The organism is Paraburkholderia saeva (assembly GCF_907164555.1).
Taxonomy (GTDB): Bacteria; Pseudomonadota; Gammaproteobacteria; order Burkholderiales; family Burkholderiaceae; genus Paraburkholderia; species Paraburkholderia saeva.
Genome location: NZ_CAJQZC010000003.1, coordinates 105,709 through 122,837, shown reverse-complemented (window position 1 = coordinate 122,837; position 17,129 = coordinate 105,709). Strand labels below are relative to the sequence as shown.

Annotated in this window: 17 protein-coding genes; 6 read left to right on the top strand and 11 right to left on the bottom strand. The window is 61.3% G+C overall.

Annotated features, from left to right (window positions below):
* Positions 1-34: 34 nt before the first annotated feature.
* The 4 genes from leuD to LPA36_RS08715 all read right to left on the bottom strand — a co-directional run bounded on the left by leuD (position 35) and on the right by LPA36_RS08715 (position 3,791).
* Complete coding sequence (gene leuD / locus LPA36_RS08730) at positions 35-688, bottom strand: 3-isopropylmalate dehydratase small subunit (protein WP_228875757.1); 654 nt, start codon at positions 686-688, stop codon at positions 35-37.
* Positions 689-763: 75 nt separating this feature from the next.
* Complete coding sequence (locus tag LPA36_RS08725; protein ID WP_407674243.1) at positions 764-922, bottom strand: entericidin A/B family lipoprotein; 159 nt, start codon at positions 920-922, stop codon at positions 764-766.
* 5 nt (positions 923-927) lie between these two features.
* Positions 928-2,337, bottom strand: coding sequence for a 3-isopropylmalate dehydratase large subunit (gene leuC / locus LPA36_RS08720; protein ID WP_228875756.1), 1,410 nt, complete (start codon positions 2,335-2,337; stop codon positions 928-930).
* Positions 2,338-2,546: 209 nt separating this feature from the next.
* The gene (locus LPA36_RS08715; protein WP_228875755.1) at positions 2,547-3,791 is read right to left on the bottom strand and encodes a DUF1479 domain-containing protein; all 1,245 of its coding nucleotides are present in this window, start codon (positions 3,789-3,791) and stop codon (positions 2,547-2,549) included.
* Positions 3,792-3,925: 134 nt separating this feature from the next.
* On the opposite strand from LPA36_RS08715, the gene LPA36_RS08710 reads away from it, so the two are divergent.
* Entirely contained in the window at positions 3,926-4,894 is a 969-nt protein-coding gene (locus tag LPA36_RS08710) for a helix-turn-helix domain-containing protein (RefSeq protein ID WP_228875754.1), read from the top strand.
* Between the two features lie 231 nt (positions 4,895-5,125).
* Here the strand turns inward: LPA36_RS08710 and gltA are convergent, their stop codons facing one another.
* The 7 genes from gltA to LPA36_RS08675 form a co-directional block, all read right to left on the bottom strand.
* Positions 5,126-6,427, bottom strand: a complete 1,302-nt coding sequence (gene gltA / locus LPA36_RS08705) for a citrate synthase (RefSeq protein ID WP_228875753.1) — start codon at positions 6,425-6,427, stop codon at positions 5,126-5,128.
* Between the two features lie 83 nt (positions 6,428-6,510).
* Entirely contained in the window at positions 6,511-6,783 is a 273-nt protein-coding gene (locus LPA36_RS08700) for an FAD assembly factor SdhE (RefSeq protein ID WP_228875752.1), read from the bottom strand.
* A gap of 1 nt (position 6,784) precedes the next feature.
* Positions 6,785-7,489 (bottom strand): succinate dehydrogenase iron-sulfur subunit, encoded by a 705-nt coding sequence (locus tag LPA36_RS08695; protein ID WP_090536777.1) that lies wholly within the window; start codon positions 7,487-7,489, stop codon positions 6,785-6,787.
* Between the two features lie 26 nt (positions 7,490-7,515).
* The gene (gene sdhA, locus LPA36_RS08690; protein ID WP_228875751.1) at positions 7,516-9,291 is read right to left on the bottom strand and encodes a succinate dehydrogenase flavoprotein subunit; all 1,776 of its coding nucleotides are present in this window, start codon (positions 9,289-9,291) and stop codon (positions 7,516-7,518) included.
* A 4-nt stretch (positions 9,292-9,295) separates the two neighbouring features.
* The gene (gene sdhD, locus LPA36_RS08685; protein WP_228875750.1) at positions 9,296-9,664 is read right to left on the bottom strand and encodes a succinate dehydrogenase, hydrophobic membrane anchor protein; all 369 of its coding nucleotides are present in this window, start codon (positions 9,662-9,664) and stop codon (positions 9,296-9,298) included.
* Positions 9,665-9,667: 3 nt separating this feature from the next.
* Entirely contained in the window at positions 9,668-10,081 is a 414-nt protein-coding gene (gene sdhC, locus LPA36_RS08680) for a succinate dehydrogenase, cytochrome b556 subunit (RefSeq protein WP_228875749.1), read from the bottom strand.
* A 145-nt stretch (positions 10,082-10,226) separates the two neighbouring features.
* A complete protein-coding gene (locus LPA36_RS08675) occupies positions 10,227-11,027 on the bottom strand; it encodes a GntR family transcriptional regulator (RefSeq protein WP_228875748.1) in 801 nt (266 codons plus the stop codon).
* A 515-nt stretch (positions 11,028-11,542) separates the two neighbouring features.
* On the opposite strand from LPA36_RS08675, the gene LPA36_RS08670 reads away from it, so the two are divergent.
* The 5 genes from LPA36_RS08670 to LPA36_RS08650 all read left to right on the top strand — a co-directional run bounded on the left by LPA36_RS08670 (position 11,543) and on the right by LPA36_RS08650 (position 17,111).
* The gene (locus LPA36_RS08670) at positions 11,543-12,526 is read left to right on the top strand and encodes a malate dehydrogenase (RefSeq protein ID WP_228875747.1); all 984 of its coding nucleotides are present in this window, start codon (positions 11,543-11,545) and stop codon (positions 12,524-12,526) included.
* 217 nt (positions 12,527-12,743) lie between these two features.
* Positions 12,744-13,745 carry an HpcH/HpaI aldolase/citrate lyase family protein gene (locus tag LPA36_RS08665; protein ID WP_228875746.1) on the top strand — a complete coding sequence of 334 codons (1,002 nt, stop codon included), beginning with the start codon at positions 12,744-12,746 and terminating at the stop codon, positions 13,743-13,745.
* 124 nt (positions 13,746-13,869) lie between these two features.
* A complete protein-coding gene (prpC, locus tag LPA36_RS08660) occupies positions 13,870-15,045 on the top strand; it encodes a bifunctional 2-methylcitrate synthase/citrate synthase (protein ID WP_228875745.1) in 1,176 nt (391 codons plus the stop codon).
* Positions 15,046-15,146: 101 nt separating this feature from the next.
* Entirely contained in the window at positions 15,147-15,635 is a 489-nt protein-coding gene (locus LPA36_RS08655) for a hypothetical protein (RefSeq protein ID WP_228875744.1), read from the top strand.
* 24 nt (positions 15,636-15,659) lie between these two features.
* The gene (locus LPA36_RS08650; RefSeq protein ID WP_228875743.1) at positions 15,660-17,111 is read left to right on the top strand and encodes a bifunctional 2-methylcitrate dehydratase/aconitate hydratase; all 1,452 of its coding nucleotides are present in this window, start codon (positions 15,660-15,662) and stop codon (positions 17,109-17,111) included.
* The last annotated feature ends 18 nt before the right edge of the window (positions 17,112-17,129 follow it).

The window sequence follows — 17,129 nt, the reverse complement described above, 5'->3', positions numbered from 1 at the left end:
ACCGGTCAACGCGCCAGCCAGATGCCCGGGTCGTCTAGCCGACGATGCGGTGATTGAGCCACGGCTGCTTCGCAAGCCGCTCGGCTTCATACTGGCGGATCAGATCCGAATGACGCAGCGTGAGACCGATATCGTCGAAGCCGTTCAGCAGGCAGTACTTGCGAAAACCCGCGACTTCGAATGGATACGCAGCCGTGCCGTCTGACGTACGCACAACCTGGGCTTCGAGGTCGATCGTCAGCTTGAATCCGTTGAACGCGTATGTTTCGTTGAACAGATGATCGACCTGCTGTTCGGTCAGCACGATCGGAAGCAGACCGTTCTTGAAGCAGTTGTTGTAGAAGATATCGGCGAAACTCGGCGCGATGATCGCGCGGAAGCCGTACTGCTGCAACGCCCACGGTGCGTGCTCGCGCGAGCTGCCGCAACCGAAGTTTTCGCGCGTCAGCAGCACCGATGCGCCCTGATAACGCGCCTGGTTCAGCACGAAATCGGGGTTCAGCGGACGCTTCGAATTGTCCTGACCCGGCTCGCCGTGATCGAGGTAACGCCATTCGTCGAACGCGTTCGGACCGAAGCCGCTGCGCTTGATCGACTTCAGGAACTGCTTCGGAATGATCGCGTCGGTATCGACGTTCGCACGATCGAGCGGCGCCACAACGCCGGTGTGTACAGTAAATTTATCCATGACGGATGCGCCTGTTCAAAAGCGGGCGATGCGGCTGGCGGCAGCCAGGCATCGCCGGAAAGAATCAAAATCCGCTTATTTCTCAGCGTGATTGCTGATCGAATTACCAAGGTGCGACATGTCTTCGCCGAAGCCATGCATCGTGTTGCATCCGGTCAGGCCTAGCAGCGCTGCTGCCAGCGAACCCAGTGCGAGGCGACGCAACACCGTAAGACGATTGATGCTTTTCATCATGCGATTTATCCCAGCTTGCGAATATCGACAAAATGCCCTTCGATGGCTGCGGCTGCGGCCATGGCGGGGCTCACGAGGTGGGTGCGGCCACCCGCACCCTGACGACCTTCGAAGTTACGGTTCGAGGTCGAGGCGCAACGTTCACCCGGATCGAGCCGGTCGGCGTTCATCGCGAGGCACATTGAGCAGCCCGGCTCGCGCCACTGGAAACCGGCGTCCAGAAATACCTTGTCGAGGCCTTCGCGTTCTGCCTGTGCCTTCACGAGACCCGAGCCCGGCACGACCATCGCGAGACGGATATTCGGCGCAACCCGGCGACCGAGCTTCTTCACGACGTATGCCGCGGCGCGCAGGTCTTCGATACGCGCGTTCGTGCACGAGCCAATGAAAATCTTGTCCGGCTTGATCGATTCGATCGGCAGGTTCGGTTCGAGCGCCATGTACTTCAACGCGCGTTCCATTGCGTCGCGCTTGACCGGGTCTTTCTCGCGTTCCGGATCCGGCACGCGGCCGTCGATCGACGTCACCATTTCCGGCGACGTGCCCCACGTGACCTGCGGCACAATTTCAGCGGCGTTCAGTTCGACGACGCGGTCGAACTTCGCATCGGCGTCGGACGTGAACTGCTTCCAGTATTCGACCGCGTGATCCCACTCGACGCCTTCCGGCGAGAACGGACGGCCCTTCAGATATTCGATCGTGGTGTCGTCGACGGCGACCATGCCGGCGCGTGCGCCCGCTTCGATCGCCATGTTGCACACCGTCATGCGGCCTTCCATCGAAAGCGAGCGGATCGTCGAGCCGCCGAATTCGATGGCGTAGCCGGTGCCGCCCGCAGTACCGATCTTGCCGATGATGGCGAGCACGATGTCTTTCGCGGTGCAGCCACGCGGCAGCGGTCCTTCGACCTTCACCAGCATGTTCCTGCTCTTCTTTTGCAGGAGCGTTTGCGTGGCGAGAACGTGTTCGACTTCCGACGTGCCGATGCCGTGCGCGAGCGCGCCGAACGCGCCGTGCGTGGACGTATGCGAATCACCGCAGACGATCGTCATGCCCGGCAGTGTCGCGCCCTGCTCCGGCCCGATGATGTGCACGATGCCCTGACGCAGATCGTTCATCTTGAACTGCGTGATGCCATACGCGTCGCAGTTTGCGTCGAGCGTGTCGACCTGCAGCTTCGACACTGGATCGGCGATGCCGTGGCTACGGTCGGTGGTCGGCACGTTATGGTCGGACACGGCCAGATTCGCGCTGATGCGCCACACCGGACGCTCAGCCAGCTTCAGGCCTTCGAACGCCTGCGGACTGGTGACTTCGTGCAGCAGGTGACGGTCGATATAGAGAATCGTCGTGCCGTCTTCTTCCGTGTGGACCACGTGCGTGTTCCACAATTTGTCGTAGAGAGTCTGTGCCATGGTATGCGGGGTAGTAATAACTGCGGGGCAATCTGTTCGGTCAATTATGCCACGCAGATGACACCCGATGCTCACCAGGCACAGAGAAAAGCGATAAAAAACATGGGGTTGGCTGGTAGTGCCGATACCTGTATCGACGTTACCCGGCAAGGCTTCGCGGCGCTCGCCCTCCATTGGGCAAAGTGCGCCGCGCGCATGACTGAAGCCGCTTACCGCTCGAACCCCATCTGCTCGCGCCCCATCGGCGTCAGATCGCTTTCCTGCGCGCGTCCGACGAAATCGGTTTCGAAGTGGTCGCCCGGAAAATCCGGCGGGCTTTCGCCGAGCAGGAAGGCGGGCAACTGGCGCTTCAGATACGCCTCGTTCTTCGCGCACCACGGCGCGGAAGCGATATACATCACATTGCTAAAGCCCGCACCGCGATGCGCATCTTCGACCGAATGTACGACGTCGCTGTGCCAGAAGACAGCGTCGCCCGCCTCCATGTGCGGAATCGGCGTCACGGCTTCGAGCAGCAGGCTGTGCCACTGCGGATTGATCGACAGCGCGCGTGCCGGCAATGCGCCGCACAGCTCGTCCTCGGGCACATCGTCCTGCAGCGCGCGAAGCACGACGTACGCCATGGCGTTCGCGACCGGAACCAGTTGAAGCGTGCCGTCGCCCGGACCTTGCGGCGTGAGCGCTGTCCAGCCCTGGAACGTCCGGAACATCGAACACACAGCCGGCGAGGGAATCTCCTGCACGTCTGGACGGAACGCCGCGTCGAACGGATCGTATTCGCGCCAGTTCCCCGACAGCACGTGACGATAGACCTGTCTGAAATTCGGATCGAGCCACCGTTCGACCGAACCGCCGTCGGTATGCGGCGAAAGTCCAAGCGATTCCGAGCCCGGCGGACGCCTGCGCAACCGGTCCGCGTACACGGGCACGCGCTCGGGATCGAAGTGCTGGCGACCGTCGCTTTCCGATCGCCACAGACGGTTCAGAAACACGCGCGTGCGCGTCAGCTCCTGTGACTGCCGCGCCTCGACCTGCGGTTTCGACCAGTACACACCGTAAATCTGCGGCTTGCTCGACGACAGCGATCCGAAGTATTTGTCTTCCGCACGATTCGCGAGGCGCTCGTCGAGATGGTTGCGCTCGACGTACTCACCGATTTCGTCGTTCCAGTCGCCAGCCTGCTGCGGATCGAACACGCGCCGCACCACACACGCGCCGCGCAGGCGGATCTGCGCGACGACGCGCGGATCGACATCACCCGCTTCGATCGCGGCGTAGTCGAGCGTCGGGATGGTGCCGGCGCCGCGTTCACGCTCGCCCACGATGGCGTCGATCTGCTGCTTCATCGCGCCTTCCACTTCCTGGAACACCTGCTGGTAGTTCGGCAGCGCGGCGCGCAGCATGCGCTTTGTGGTGCGGATCGCGTCGGGCAGGTTATCGATGATGAGGGGCATTGCCTGTCTCCTGGGTGTATCGATTGTGTCCTGCCAGATTAGGCTGCCTGGGTGAATGCAGGATGTGCTATCCGGCCAGTTATCGATACAATCCGGCCATTATCGGCGCCTTCCGCCGTGGCCGGATTCGATCGATGAAACCGCAATACGAACGCGTCACGATTCCCGACGGCTGCTCTGTACGCGTCTACCACCGGCAGCTCGCGCAGATTCCGTTCGAGTGGCATCACCACCCGGAGTACGAACTGACGCTCACGATGAACAGTCGCGGCCAGCGGTTTATCGGCGACCACATCGCCAGCTACGAGCGCGATGATCTCGTGCTCGTGCCGCCCGATATGCCGCACACGTGGTCGTCGGCGGAATCGATTGATGCACGTACGCCGCAGGTCGCGCTTGTCGTCTGGTTTAGCGGCGACTGGGTTCGGCGCATGGCCGATTGCTGCCCGGAGTACGCGGCGCTGCGCAAGTTGCTGCGACGCGGCGCGCCGGGTTTGAGCTTCGGCGCGGGCTGCGCCGCGGCGATGCGCGCGCGGCTGCCTCTGTTGCTCGATGCGTCGTCGCGTGCACGGCTTGCAGCGGTGCTCGACACGCTCGCCGAACTCGCCGATACCGAAGACGCCATGCCGCTTGCGTCGCCTTCCGCGCATATTCGCGCGAACACGTCGGCGCGCACGCCCGCGGCCGGCACGGCATCCGAGGCGGAGCGGCTGAACCGCGTTTTCGACCTGCTCGATCGCCGCTTCAACGAGCCGCTACGCATCGCCGAACTGTGCGCGGTCGCGAGCCTTTCGGAGCGCTCGCTGCATCGATACTTCGTGCGGCACGTCGGCGAAAGTGTCGGGCGGTATCTGATCCGGCTGCGCCTCGGTTACGCGACGCGGCAGCTCACGGAGACCACCTGGCCCATCGCGATGATCGCGACCAAAGCCGGCTTTCCGAATCTTGCGAATTTCAACCGGCAGTTTCTCGCGGCGCGTGGCATGACACCGGGCGCCTGGCGACGCTTCTTCGAAATGCACGGACGTGCGCCCGAACCTGAAGCGCCTGTCGCGCTCGACCGGCGTTCGCCTTCGCTGGAGCGGCCGGCGAAACGCGGGTGAATAGTGCGATCAATAGTGTTTGATTCGCAATCCGCAAGGGACCTCAAACTCCCCGGGCGCCAATGGCAACGCCGCTTTAGCGGCACGCCAGGCAGACGCCAGGATTTCTAGCGCCGCTGCGATCGCAGCACGTCATGTCACGTGCCCAAAAAGAACGCCCCGACGAAACTCCGTCGAGGCGTTTTGCATGCGCCGCAGCGATCAACCGCCGCAGCCGGTACGACCTTCCGATTAACGCTTGTCGATCGGCTTTGCTTCGCGCGGCGTTTCGCCGATAAACAGCTGACGCGGACGGCCAATCTTCTGTTCCGGATCCGCAATCATTTCGTTCCACTGGCCAATCCAGCCGACCGTACGTGCCATCGCGAAGATACACGTGAACATCGAAGTCGGAATGCCCAGCGCGCGTTGCACGATGCCGGAGTAGAAGTCGACGTTCGGGTACAACTTGCGCGACACGAAGTATTCGTCTTCCAGCGCGATCTTTTCGAGCGCCATGGCCAGCTTGAACAGCGGATCGTCGTGCAAACCCAGTTCTTCGAGCACTTCGTGGCACGTTTCGCGCATCAGCTTCGCACGCGGATCGTAGTTCTTGTACACGCGGTGACCGAAGCCCATCAGCTTCACGCCCGAGTTCTTGTCCTTCACCTGCTTGATGAACTCAGGAATGTGGTCGACCGAGCCGATTTCTTCCAGCATGTTCAGTGCGGCTTCGTTCGCGCCGCCGTGCGCCGGGCCCCACAGGCAGGCGATACCGGCCGCGATACATGCGAACGGATTGGCACCCGACGAACCGGCCAGACGAACCGTCGACGTCGACGCGTTCTGTTCGTGGTCAGCGTGCAGGATCAGGATACGGTCGAGCGCGCGCACCAGCACGTCGTTGACCTTGTACTCTTCGCACGGGTTCGAGAACATCATGTGCATGAAGTTCGCGCTGTACGACAGGTCGTTCTTCGGATACACGAACGGCTGACCGATGCTGAACTTGTACGCCATGGCGACGAGCGTCGGCAGCTTCGCGATCATGCGGATCGCCGACACTTCGCGGTGACGCGGGTCGTTGATGTTCAGCGAGTCGTGATAGAACGCCGACAGGGCGCCGACTGCCGCAACCAGCACCGCCATCGGGTGCGCGTCGCGACGGAAGCCACGGAAGAAGAAGTGCATCTGCTCGTGCACCATCGTGTGCTTCGTGACGGTGTCGACGAACTCCTTTTTCTGCGCGACGGTCGGCAGTTCGCCTTTCAGCAGCAGAAAGCACGTTTCGAGGAAGTCGGCGTTCTGTGCGAGGTCGTCGATCGGGTAGCCGCGATACAGCAGTTCGCCCTTGTCGCCGTCGATGTACGTAATCGCCGAATTGCACGCTGCCGTCGACATGAAGCCCGGGTCGTACGTGAACTTGCCAGTCTGGCCGTACAGTTTGCGGATGTCGATTACATCCGGGCCCATCGTGCCCTTGTAGATCGGCATTTCAACGCTCGGCGAATTGTCGCTGAACGATAGCGTGGCTTTAACATCTGACGGGGTCATAGCACATCCTCAATCGAAGTATGGAAACAGGGTTTCGATAATTGCACGCCTGGATAAAACAACCGTGCATGCGCGTGTGACGCTCACACTGTGCGCAGCAGCTCCAGCACCCGTTTGGTATCGGGGTCGGCAAGGTCGCCTTCTGGTTCCTTGCGCGAGAGAAGCAAGTCCATCAGGTCGTTATCGCTCAGCTCGAGCAGACGGGTAAGTGCGCCCACGTCGACGTCGCTGAGGTCATGCTCATATCGGCTGAAAAAACGTTCGAAGATCAGATCGTTTTCCAGCAAACCGCGCCGCGCGCGCCAGCGAAGGCGCGCACGGCGAAGAGGGTCGGACTGATGCGGTGATCCGTCCATCTCAGACAGCGCGGCGAACCATCAATTCCTTGATCTTGCCAATCGCCTTCGTCGGATTGAGGCCCTTCGGGCACACATCGACGCAATTCATGATCGAATGGCAACGGAACAGACGGTACGGATCTTCCAGGTTGTCGAGGCGTTCACCCGTCGCTTCGTCGCGGCTGTCCGCGATGAAACGATAGGCTTGCAACAGGCCCGCCGGACCCACGAACTTGTCCGGGTTCCACCAGAAGCTCGGGCACGAGGTCGAGCAGCTTGCGCACAGAATGCACTCATACAGGCCGTCGAGCTCGTCGCGTTCTTCCGGCGACTGCAGGCGTTCCTTTTCCGGCGGCGGCGTATCGTTGATCAGATACGGCTTGATCGAGTGATACTGGTTGAAGAACTGCGTGAAGTCGCAGATCAGGTCGCGCACGACGGGCAGGCCCGGCAGCGGACGCAGCACGATCTTCTGCGGCAGGTCGTTCATGTTCTGCAGACACGCGAGACCATTCTTGCCGTTGATGTTCATTGCGTCCGAACCGCACACGCCTTCGCGGCACGAACGGCGGAACGACAGCGTTTCATCGACCGCTTTCAGCTTGAGGAGCGCGTCGAGCAGCATGCGTTCATGCGAGTCGATTTCGATCTCGTAGGTTTGCATGCGCGGCGCTGCGTCCTTGTCCGGATCGTAGCGATAGATTTCAAATGTACGCTTGGCCATTTTTCTGAATTCCTTTGACTTGTGCCTTAGAAGGTCCGCGCTTTCGGCGGCACCGATTCGACGGTCAGCGGTTGCATGTGAACCGGCTTGTAGTCGAGACGGTCGCCCTCGCTGAACCACAGCGTATGGCGCATCCAGTTTTCGTCGTCGCGATGTTCGAAGTCGTTCTGTGCGTGCGCGCCGCGGCTTTCCTTGCGGGCTTCAGCGGAGACCATCGTGGCGCGGGCCACTTCGATCAGGTTCGCCACTTCCAGCGCCTCGATACGCGCGGTGTTGAACACCTTCGACTTGTCCTTCAGATGGATGTTGTCGACACGGTCAGCCACTTCGCGAATGCGCTCGACGCCCTTTGCCAGCAACTCCGACGTACGGAACACGCCAGCGTGGGCCTGCATCGTCGAGCGGATGTCGTTCGCAACCGCTTGCGTGTACTCACCCGACGACGAACTGTCGAGCTTCGCCAGACGCGACAGCGCGAAGTCAGCAGCGTCGGCCGGCAGCGGCTTGTGCTCCTTGATTTCCTTCACGTGCTTGACAATGTGGTTACCAGCCGCACGGCCGAACACCACCAGGTCCAGCAGCGAGTTCGTGCCCAGGCGGTTTGCGCCATGGACCGACACGCACGAGCATTCGCCGACCGCGTAAAAGCCGTTGACCGGATCTTCATGACCCTTCGACGTGCCCACGACCTGGCCGTTGATGTTCGTCGGAATACCGCCCATCTGGTAGTGAATGGTCGGAACAACCGGGATCGGTTCCTTGATGCAGTCGACGTTCGCGAACTTCAGTGCGATTTCGCGGATCGACGGCAGACGCTTCATGATCGTCTCGGCGCCGATATGCGACAGGTCGAGCAGCACGTGGTCCTTGTTCGGACCCACGCCGCGGCCTTCCTTGATTTCCTGATCCATCGAACGCGAAACGAAGTCGCGCGGCGCCAGATCCTTCAGCGTCGGCGCGTAGCGCTCCATGAAGCGCTCGCCGTTCGCGTTACGCAGAATGCCGCCTTCGCCGCGCACGCCTTCGGTAATCAGCACGCCCGCGCCGGCCACGCCGGTCGGGTGGAACTGCCAGAATTCCATGTCCTGCAGCGCGATGCCCGAACGGGCCGCCATGCCGAGGCCGTCGCCGGTGTTGATGAACGCGTTGGTGGACGCCGCGAAGATCCGGCCCGCGCCGCCCGTGGCGAACAGCGTGGTCTTGCCTTCGAGGATGTAGACGTCGCCGGTTTCCATTTCCAGCGCGGTCACGCCGAGCACGTCGCCGTCGGCGTCGCGGATCAGGTCCAGCGCCATCCATTCGACGAAGAACTGCGTCTTCGCCGCGACGTTCTGCTGATACAGCGTGTGCAGCAGCGCGTGACCGGTACGGTCAGCCGCCGCGCAGGCGCGCTGCACCGGCTTTTCGCCGTAGTTCGCCGTGTGGCCGCCGAACGGACGCTGGTAGATCGTGCCGTCAGCGTTACGGTCAAACGGCATGCCCATGTGTTCGAGTTCGTAGACGGCGCCCGGTGCTTCGCGGCACATGAACTCGATCGCGTCCTGGTCGCCGAGCCAGTCGGAACCCTTGATCGTGTCGTAGAAGTGATAGTGCCAGTTGTCTTCGCTCATGTTGCCAAGCGAGGCGCCGATGCCGCCCTGGGCAGCGACCGTGTGCGAACGCGTCGGGAACACTTTCGACAGCACGCAGACCGACAGGCCGGCGCGCGCGAGTTGCAGCGAAGCGCGCATCCCCGAGCCGCCTGCGCCGACGATGACCACGTCAAACTTGCGACGCGGCAGAGAATTTTTGATTGCAGCCATTCTTTTACACTCTCCAGAGAATCTGCGCAGCGTAGCCTGCACACCCGAGCAGCCAGACGATCGTCAGCGCCTGGAGGAACAGACGGAGCCCCGTGGGCTTGATGTAGTCCATCCAGATGTCACGGATGCCGACCCACGCGTGATAGAACAGCGAGAGCAACGTGACAAACGTGGCGAGCTTCATCCATTGCATCGCGAAGATCGATGCCCAGCCGTCATACGAGAAATCGTGCGCGCCGAAGAAGAGCGCAAGCAGGATGACGGTATAGACCGCCATGATGCAGGCGGTGATGCGCTGCGCGAGCCAGTCGCGCAGGCCGTAATGTGCGCCTACGACAAGGCGCTTCGAGCCGATCCGGTTATTGGCTGCCATTTTTCAGAATGCTCCAAACAGTTTTGCCGCAAACACAATCGTGAGCAGCGACGACACAACCAGCACGACGACCGACGTCTGCTTGCCACCTTCCTTCGAGACTGCGTAGTGCATGTCCATCACGAGGTGACGGATACCGGCGCAGAAGTGAAACAGAAAGGCCCACGCAAGAACGAGCGTGATGAGCTTGACGATGATGTTGGAGAGGAAACCCTTGAAGACTTCGAAGCTGAGTTCAGACGTGAGGCTTTGATCGAAGAGGTACAGCAGGAACGGAAGAAATACAAAAAGCAGCCCACCGCTCAAACGATGGAGAATCGACACACGCCCCGCTAGAGGGAGACGGTATGCCGTCAAAATCTGCCCGATACCGATGTTCCGGAATTCCGGCCTCGGTTTTTTTACGGCTTCAGCCATGCTAGACCCCTACTTGTAGTCACACTAATCCGCGATTTTAGCGCCTTTTCATTTCGCGCTGCAGCGTAACAACGTTCAACACTGTTGTCGCGCGCGCGATAAAGGCGTCTTCATACGGGCTGCGCGCCTCGCGCAGCACCGTCATTCAGCTCAAGTCATTCTGATAGTAATACCCGGTTGTGACGTACCAGCCGCGCCGCACTTCGACGGGCCGGTCACCATAGGTATACGAAACGCGTTCGACGGAGAGTAGCGGAAACCCGGCCGGCACGTGCAGCAGGTCCGCTACCGAAGGCTCCGCGGCCACAGCACGGATCTTTTCTGTCGCGCGGATCATGCGGGTGCCGAACTCCGTTTCGAACATGGCGTAGAGCGGCCCCTTGTACTCCGACAGGCGCTCGAGCGTCAGCCCACGAAACACGCCGCCAGGCAGCCAGATTTCATCGAGCACAGTGGTTTCGCCGTCGAACTGCAGGAGGCGCTTGATCAGCACGACCGGGTCGGCCGGCTTCAGGTCGAGCTGCCGGGCAATATCGGCCGAAGCGCGCAGCCGTCTGCATTCGAGCAGCCGGCTGACGTGTGGATGTTCCACACCGTCATCGGCCAGTAACCTGAGAAAGCGAAACTGGGCACGGTCTTCGTTGTGCGTCGCAACAAACGTTCCCTTGCCCTGGCGGCGGACCAGCAGGTTGTCGGCGGCGAGTTCGTCGATCGCCTTGCGCACGGTGCCCTGACTGACCTTGTAACGCGACGCCAGTTCGACTTCACTGGGAATGATCTCGCCCGGCTTCCATTCGCCGGATTCGAGGCTCTGTGTAATGAGCCCCTTGATCTGCTGGTAAAGCGGGCTGAACGTGGGCGAAGAAGCAGGCGCAGCAACGGGCACAGCCTCGCCGCTGGCGGCCGGGCCGATCGGATTCGCGGTGCTCGCCGGGTTCGAAGTCATCCGCGCATTTCATCATAAAGGGTCATCCGCCGTCCAGAGATTTCCCCTCAAGACTTATGTCTTATATAAGACATAAGATAATGTTGACTTTGCGCCTCTCGACTTCTACACTCCTTGTCGAGCAAGGGTTTGCAGGTGCGATTGCGGGTGGTCGGGCAGCGTATTTTCTGCATGACCGCCGCGTCGCGAAAGCTGCCCTGCGCCACGCAGCACCCTCCGCAGTCCAGGTTTCGATTCGCCCGTCAGTGCTACGTCAGACGCTTCCGGAACACGCTGTTGCAGGGCCCGCGCCATGCAGTGGCCAGACGCAGCGCTCGCCGCTTCCCGTTTTACCCGCTCTGCCGTACAGGCACAGGTTTTCCGGCATGGTGGCCTCGCCGCAGCACGCCTTCCAGCTTCATTACAGGCTGTTCGCGCGCTGCGAATTCCGCTGTGTTTAACCGACGCTTCGAGCAACGCGCATATAGAATGGCGTTTTCCCTTAGCGTCTAACGCATCGTCCTGGAGATTTCTCAATGGCTAAGCCCGCAAAGCGCGTTGCCGTCACCGGCGCCGCAGGTCAAATCGCTTACTCCCTGCTGTTCCGCATCGCCAATGGCGATCTGCTCGGCAAGGATCAGCCGGTCGTCCTGCAGTTGCTGGATCTGCCGCAGGCGCAAGCCGCCGTTAAAGGCGTCGTGATGGAACTGGATGATTGCGCATTCCCGCTGCTGTCGGGCGTCGTAATCACCGACGATCCGAAGGTTGCATTCAAGGACGCCGACGTTGCCCTGCTGGTTGGCGCCCGTCCGCGTTCGAAAGGCATGGAACGCAAGGACCTGCTGTCGGCAAACGCTGAAATCTTCACGGTTCAGGGCAAGGCGCTGAACGAGGTCGCAAGCCGCGACGTGAAGGTGCTGGTGGTCGGCAACCCGGCCAACACGAACGCGTACATCGCGATGAAGTCGGCGCCGGATCTGCCGAAGAAGAACTTCACCGCCATGCTGCGTCTCGACCACAACCGCGCGCTGTCGCAACTGGCCGCGAAGTCGGGCAAACCGGTCGCTTCGATCGAAAAGCTGGCTGTGTGGGGCAACCACTCGCCGACGATGTATCCGGATTTCCGCGTTGCAACGGCCGAAGGTCAAGACCTGACCAAGCTGATCAACGACGAAGAATGGAACCGCAACACGTTCATCCCGACCGTCGGCAAGCGCGGCGCGGCGATCATCGAAGCGCGTGGCCTGTCGTCGGCAGCATCGGCGGCGAATGCGGCGATCGATCACGTGCGTGACTGGGTGCTCGGCACGAACGGCAAGTGGGTCACGATGGGCATTCCGTCGGACGGTTCGTATGGCATTCCGGAAGACATCATTTACGGTGTGCCGGTTACGTGCGAAAACGGCGAGTACAAGCGCGTCGAAGGCCTCGCGATCGACGCTTTCTCGCGTGAAAAGATGGACGGTACGCTGAACGAGCTGCTCGAAGAGCGCGACGGCGTGCAGCATCTGCTGGGTTAATCGCTGATGCAAATGAACCGGATCTCCGTTGCAGCGCGGCGGGTTCCGGTTTTTTTCACGTGCGGATACGTGAATGGCGGTTCCTTCGAATTCAACCTGAACGAAGCGTCATCCACGTTTTCCTCACCTGATCCGGACGCGTTTTGCCCGCCTGCTGTCCCGCAGAGCGCGCCCGAATCAGTTTGATCAACAGACACCCACGCCCCTGACGCCGAAGATGCGCGCCCTTTCCCCCGCCGAAGTGTTATTCGAAGGCGAAGCGCCACCCGCTGTTCTGCCTGCCTGCGATCACTACGCCGGCAGCGAAAAGCTGATGCTGAAGTCGCTTGCATTGCAGCAGGCGCTCGGGCCCGTATTCGACGTCACGCTCGATTGCGAAGATGGCGCGCAGGTCGGCCATGAAGCGGAGCACGCGGAACTCGTCGCTTCGCTTCTGGGCAGCGAGCACGACCGCTTTGGCCGCGTCGGCGTGCGGATTCACGACTTCCAGCATCCTCACTGGCGCGACGACGTGCGCCTGATCCTGCGCGCCGCGAAGCGCGCGCCGGCGTACATCACCCTCCCGAAGATCCGCAACGTACCCGACGCCGCCGAAATGTGCGCGTTCATCGAGGCCACACGTCGCGAACTTTCGATTGCGCAGCCGGTTCCGGTGCAACTGCTGGTCGAGACTCATGGCGCGCTCGCACGCGTCTTCGACCTGGCCGCCCTGCCGGGCGTCGAGGCGCTCAGCTTTGGCCTGATGGATTTCGTCTCGGCGCACGACGGCGCGATTCCCGATAGCGCGATGCGCTCGCCGGGCCAGTTCGATCATCCGCTTGTGCGGCGCGCCAAGCTCGAAATTTCGGCGGCCTGCCACGCGCACGGCAAGGTGCCGTCGCACAACGTCAGCACGGAAGTGCGCGACATGAGCGTGGTCGCGAACGACGCGAGCCGTGCCCGTAACGAATTCGGCTACACGCGCATGTGGAGCATTCATCCGGCGCAGATCGAGGCGATCGTCGCGGCGTTCGCACCACGCGACGCCGAAATCGCCACCGCCGCTGAAATCCTGCTTGCCGCGCAATCGGCACAGTGGGGCCCCACGCGCCACCACGACACGCTCCACGACCGCGCGAGCTACCGTTATTACTGGTCAGTGCTGCGTCGCGCGCGCTCGACTGGCCGCGCCGTGCCTGAAGAAGCCGCACCGCTGTTCGCAGGGAGCGCCGTTTCGTGAGCATTCGACACAACGCATTCGTCCCGAAGCGCGACTTTTCGCAGGAAAGTCGCGACTGTCAGGCCGCAGGTAATCGACATAACACCGCAACGAAAATGCGCGGACATACAGGAGATTGCTGGAGATGAGCGAGACGACACAAGCCGCGGCACCGTCAGAAAGCGGCGCATTCAAACCGAAGAAATCCGTCGCGCTGTCCGGCGTGACGGCCGGCAACACGGCGTTATGCACGGTCGGCAAGACCGGCAACGACCTCCATTACCGCGGCTACGACATTCTCGACATCGCCACCACCTGCGAGTTCGAGGAAATCGCGTACCTGCTCGTGCACGAAAAGCTGCCGACGCAGGCCGAACTGACCGCTTACAAGACGAAGCTCAAGGCGTTGCGCGGTCTGCCCGCGAACGTGAAAGCGGCGCTCGAATGGATTCCGGCTTCGGCGCACCCGATGGACGTGATGCGCACTGGCGTTTCGGTGCTCGGCACCGTGTTGCCCGAGAAAGACGACCACAACCTGCCGGGCGCGCGCGATATCGCTGACCGGCTGATGGCGTCACTGGGTTCGATGCTGCTCTACTGGTATCACTATTCGCACAATGGCAAGCGCATCGAAGTCGAAACCGACGACGACTCGATCGGCGGCCACTTCCTGCATCTGCTGCATGGCGTCACGCCGTCGAAGTCGTGGGTCGAGGCGATGCACACGTCGCTGAACCTGTACGCCGAGCACGAGTTCAACGCATCGACGTTTACCGGTCGCGTGATCGCGGGCACGGGCTCGGACATCTATTCGGCGATCACCGGCGCGATCGGCGCGCTGCGCGGCCCGAAGCACGGCGGCGCGAATGAAGTCGCGTTTGAAATCCAGTCGCGCTACCAGTCTCCCGATGAAGCCGAAGCGGACATTCGTCGCCGCGTCGAGAACAAGGAAGTCGTGATCGGTTTCGGTCATCCGGTGTACACGATCTCGGACCCGCGCAACAAGGTCATCAAGGAAGTCGCGAAGAAGCTGTCGAAAGAAGCGGAAAACATGAAGCTTTTCAGCATCGCCGAGCGGCTCGAAACCGTGATGGCCGATGCGAAGAAAATGTTCCCGAATCTCGACTGGTTCAGCGCCGTGTCGTATCACATGATGGGTGTGCCGACGGCGATGTTCACACCGCTTTTCGTGATCTCGCGAACCGCGGGCTGGAGCGCGCACATCATCGAGCAGCGCATCGACAACAAGATCATCCGACCGAGTGCAAATTACACCGGACCTGAGAATTTACGATTCGTGTCGCTAAATAAGCGAAAATAGCGTCCGCTGTGCGCTCCTGAAGCGCGTGCAGTTCAACCCTGGCGGTTGCGCGGTTAGCGCCGTCCACCGTTTAACTGATACTAGATAGAAAGGTTTCTCTCATGAAAAAACTGCTGATCGCCACCGTCGTTGGCGCACTCTCCACGACGTTGCTGGTCGCCGCTCCCACTGCTTTCGCGCAAACCGCGACGGGCGCAGCGAAACCGAAGGCACCGGCACCGAAGCGCCTGATCAAGCGCAAGCCGAAGGCTGAGGAGCAAGCGAAGGTCGATCCGGTACCGGAAGGTTCGGAAAAGTGGTCGTGCAACGAAGGCCTTTCGTTCGACATGAAGGGCGACATGAAGCGCGACCAGATCGTGACCGTCCACTGGGCGAACAAGAACTACAACCTGCCGCGTGAAACCACGACGACGGGCGCAGACCGCTTCCACGATGCCGCAACGGGTATGGACCTGGTCGTGATCCCGACCAAGGCAATGCTCTTCTCGGACAAGGACAGCTCGCGTCTCGCCGACGAGTGCAAGACGGCCGCCATGGTTCAGGGCGCGCCGGCTCCGACGCAGTCGAACGCCGTCAACAAAGCGCAGTAACTTTCCTTACGCCAGGAAGCCTCGATGTCCGCCCCGATCTCCAACGTCCGGCCCAAACCGGACCAGGTGCTTGCCGATATCGTCGATTACGTGCAGAACTACCGGATCGACAGCGCGCTCGCGCTCGAAACGGCGCGTAACTGCCTGATCGACACGCTCGGCTGCGGACTCGAGGCGCTCACCTACCCGGCGTGCACGAAGCTGATGGGACCGATCGTGCCCGGCACGATCGTCCCGAACGGCGCGAAGGTACCAGGCACATCGTTCCAGCTCGACCCCGTCCAGGCCGCGTTCAACATCGGCGCGGTGATCCGGTGGCTCGACTTCAACGACACGTGGCTCGCCGCTGAATGGGGTCATCCGTCGGACAACCTCGGCGGCATTCTCGCCACGGCCGACTGGCTCTCACGCAGCGCCATCGCCGCCGGCAAAAAGCCGCTGACGATGCAAGACGTCCTGATCGCCATGATCAAGGCGCATGAAATTCAAGGCTGTATCGCGCTCGAAAACTCGTTCAACAAGGTCGGCCTCGACCATGTGCTGCTCGTGAAGCTCGCTTCGACCGCCGTGGTCGGCCAGCTGATCGGTCTCACGCGTGACGAGCTCATCAACGCGGTGTCGCTCGCACTGGTCGACGGCCACGCGCTGCGCACGTACCGGCATTCGCCGAACACCGGTTCGCGCAAGTCGTGGGCCGCGGGCGATGCGACCTCGCGGGCCGTGCGTCTCGCATTGATCGCGAAGACCGGCGAAATGGGCTATCCGTCTGTTTTGACCGCGAAAACGTGGGGCTTCTACGACGTGCTCTTCAAGGGCAACGCGTTCAGGTTCCAGCGTCCGTATGGTTCGTATGTGATGGAAAATGTACTGTTCAAGATTTCCTTCCCGGCTGAATTCCACGCGCAGACCGCCGTGGAAGCGGCGATGAGCTTGCACGAACAGCTTCGTGCAAAAGGCAGGAAAGTCGAAGACATCAGGAAGATCACAATCCGCACGCACGAAGCGGCACTCCGCATCATCGATAAAAAGGGTCCGCTGGATAACCCGGCCGACCGCGATCACTGCATCCAGTACATGATCGCCGTGCCGCTGGTTCACGGGCGCCTGACCGCAGCCGATTACGAAGATTCGGTCGCACAGGATGCCCGTATCGATGCGTTGCGCGACAGGATGGAATGCGTCGAAGACACGCAGTTCACGAAGGATTATCACGACCCGGAAAAGCGTTCGATTGCGAATGCGCTGACGGTCGAGTTCAATGACGGTTCGAAGTTCGACGAAGTCGCCGTCGAATATCCAGTCGGCCACAGGCGTCGCCGTCACGACGGCATCCCGCTGCTGGTCGAGAAGTTCCGGACCAACCTCGCCCGACGTTTCCCGGCGAAGCAGCAACAGGCGATTCTCGACGTGTCGCTGGATCAGGCAAAGCTCGAAGCGATGCCGGTCAATGAATACGTCGATCTGTATGTGATCTAGTTAGTAGAAACGTAGCAA

Coding starts and splice junctions, on each gene's coding strand:
- leuD (WP_228875757.1), bottom strand. CDS start 688: ATGGATAAATTTACTGTACACACCGGCGTTGTGGCGCCGCTCGATCGT.
- LPA36_RS08725 (WP_407674243.1), bottom strand. CDS start 922: ATGATGAAAAGCATCAATCGTCTTACGGTGTTGCGTCGCCTCGCACTG.
- leuC (WP_228875756.1), bottom strand. CDS start 2,337: ATGGCACAGACTCTCTACGACAAATTGTGGAACACGCACGTGGTCCAC.
- LPA36_RS08715 (WP_228875755.1), bottom strand. CDS start 3,791: ATGCCCCTCATCATCGATAACCTGCCCGACGCGATCCGCACCACAAAG.
- LPA36_RS08710 (WP_228875754.1), top strand. CDS start 3,926: ATGAAACCGCAATACGAACGCGTCACGATTCCCGACGGCTGCTCTGTA.
- gltA (WP_228875753.1), bottom strand. CDS start 6,427: ATGACCCCGTCAGATGTTAAAGCCACGCTATCGTTCAGCGACAATTCG.
- LPA36_RS08700 (WP_228875752.1), bottom strand. CDS start 6,783: ATGGACGGATCACCGCATCAGTCCGACCCTCTTCGCCGTGCGCGCCTT.
- LPA36_RS08695 (WP_090536777.1), bottom strand. CDS start 7,489: ATGGCCAAGCGTACATTTGAAATCTATCGCTACGATCCGGACAAGGAC.
- sdhA (WP_228875751.1), bottom strand. CDS start 9,291: ATGGCTGCAATCAAAAATTCTCTGCCGCGTCGCAAGTTTGACGTGGTC.
- sdhD (WP_228875750.1), bottom strand. CDS start 9,664: ATGGCAGCCAATAACCGGATCGGCTCGAAGCGCCTTGTCGTAGGCGCA.
- sdhC (WP_228875749.1), bottom strand. CDS start 10,081: ATGGCTGAAGCCGTAAAAAAACCGAGGCCGGAATTCCGGAACATCGGT.
- LPA36_RS08675 (WP_228875748.1), bottom strand. CDS start 11,027: ATGACTTCGAACCCGGCGAGCACCGCGAATCCGATCGGCCCGGCCGCC.
- LPA36_RS08670 (WP_228875747.1), top strand. CDS start 11,543: ATGGCTAAGCCCGCAAAGCGCGTTGCCGTCACCGGCGCCGCAGGTCAA.
- LPA36_RS08665 (WP_228875746.1), top strand. CDS start 12,744: ATGCGCGCCCTTTCCCCCGCCGAAGTGTTATTCGAAGGCGAAGCGCCA.
- prpC (WP_228875745.1), top strand. CDS start 13,870: ATGAGCGAGACGACACAAGCCGCGGCACCGTCAGAAAGCGGCGCATTC.
- LPA36_RS08655 (WP_228875744.1), top strand. CDS start 15,147: ATGAAAAAACTGCTGATCGCCACCGTCGTTGGCGCACTCTCCACGACG.
- LPA36_RS08650 (WP_228875743.1), top strand. CDS start 15,660: ATGTCCGCCCCGATCTCCAACGTCCGGCCCAAACCGGACCAGGTGCTT.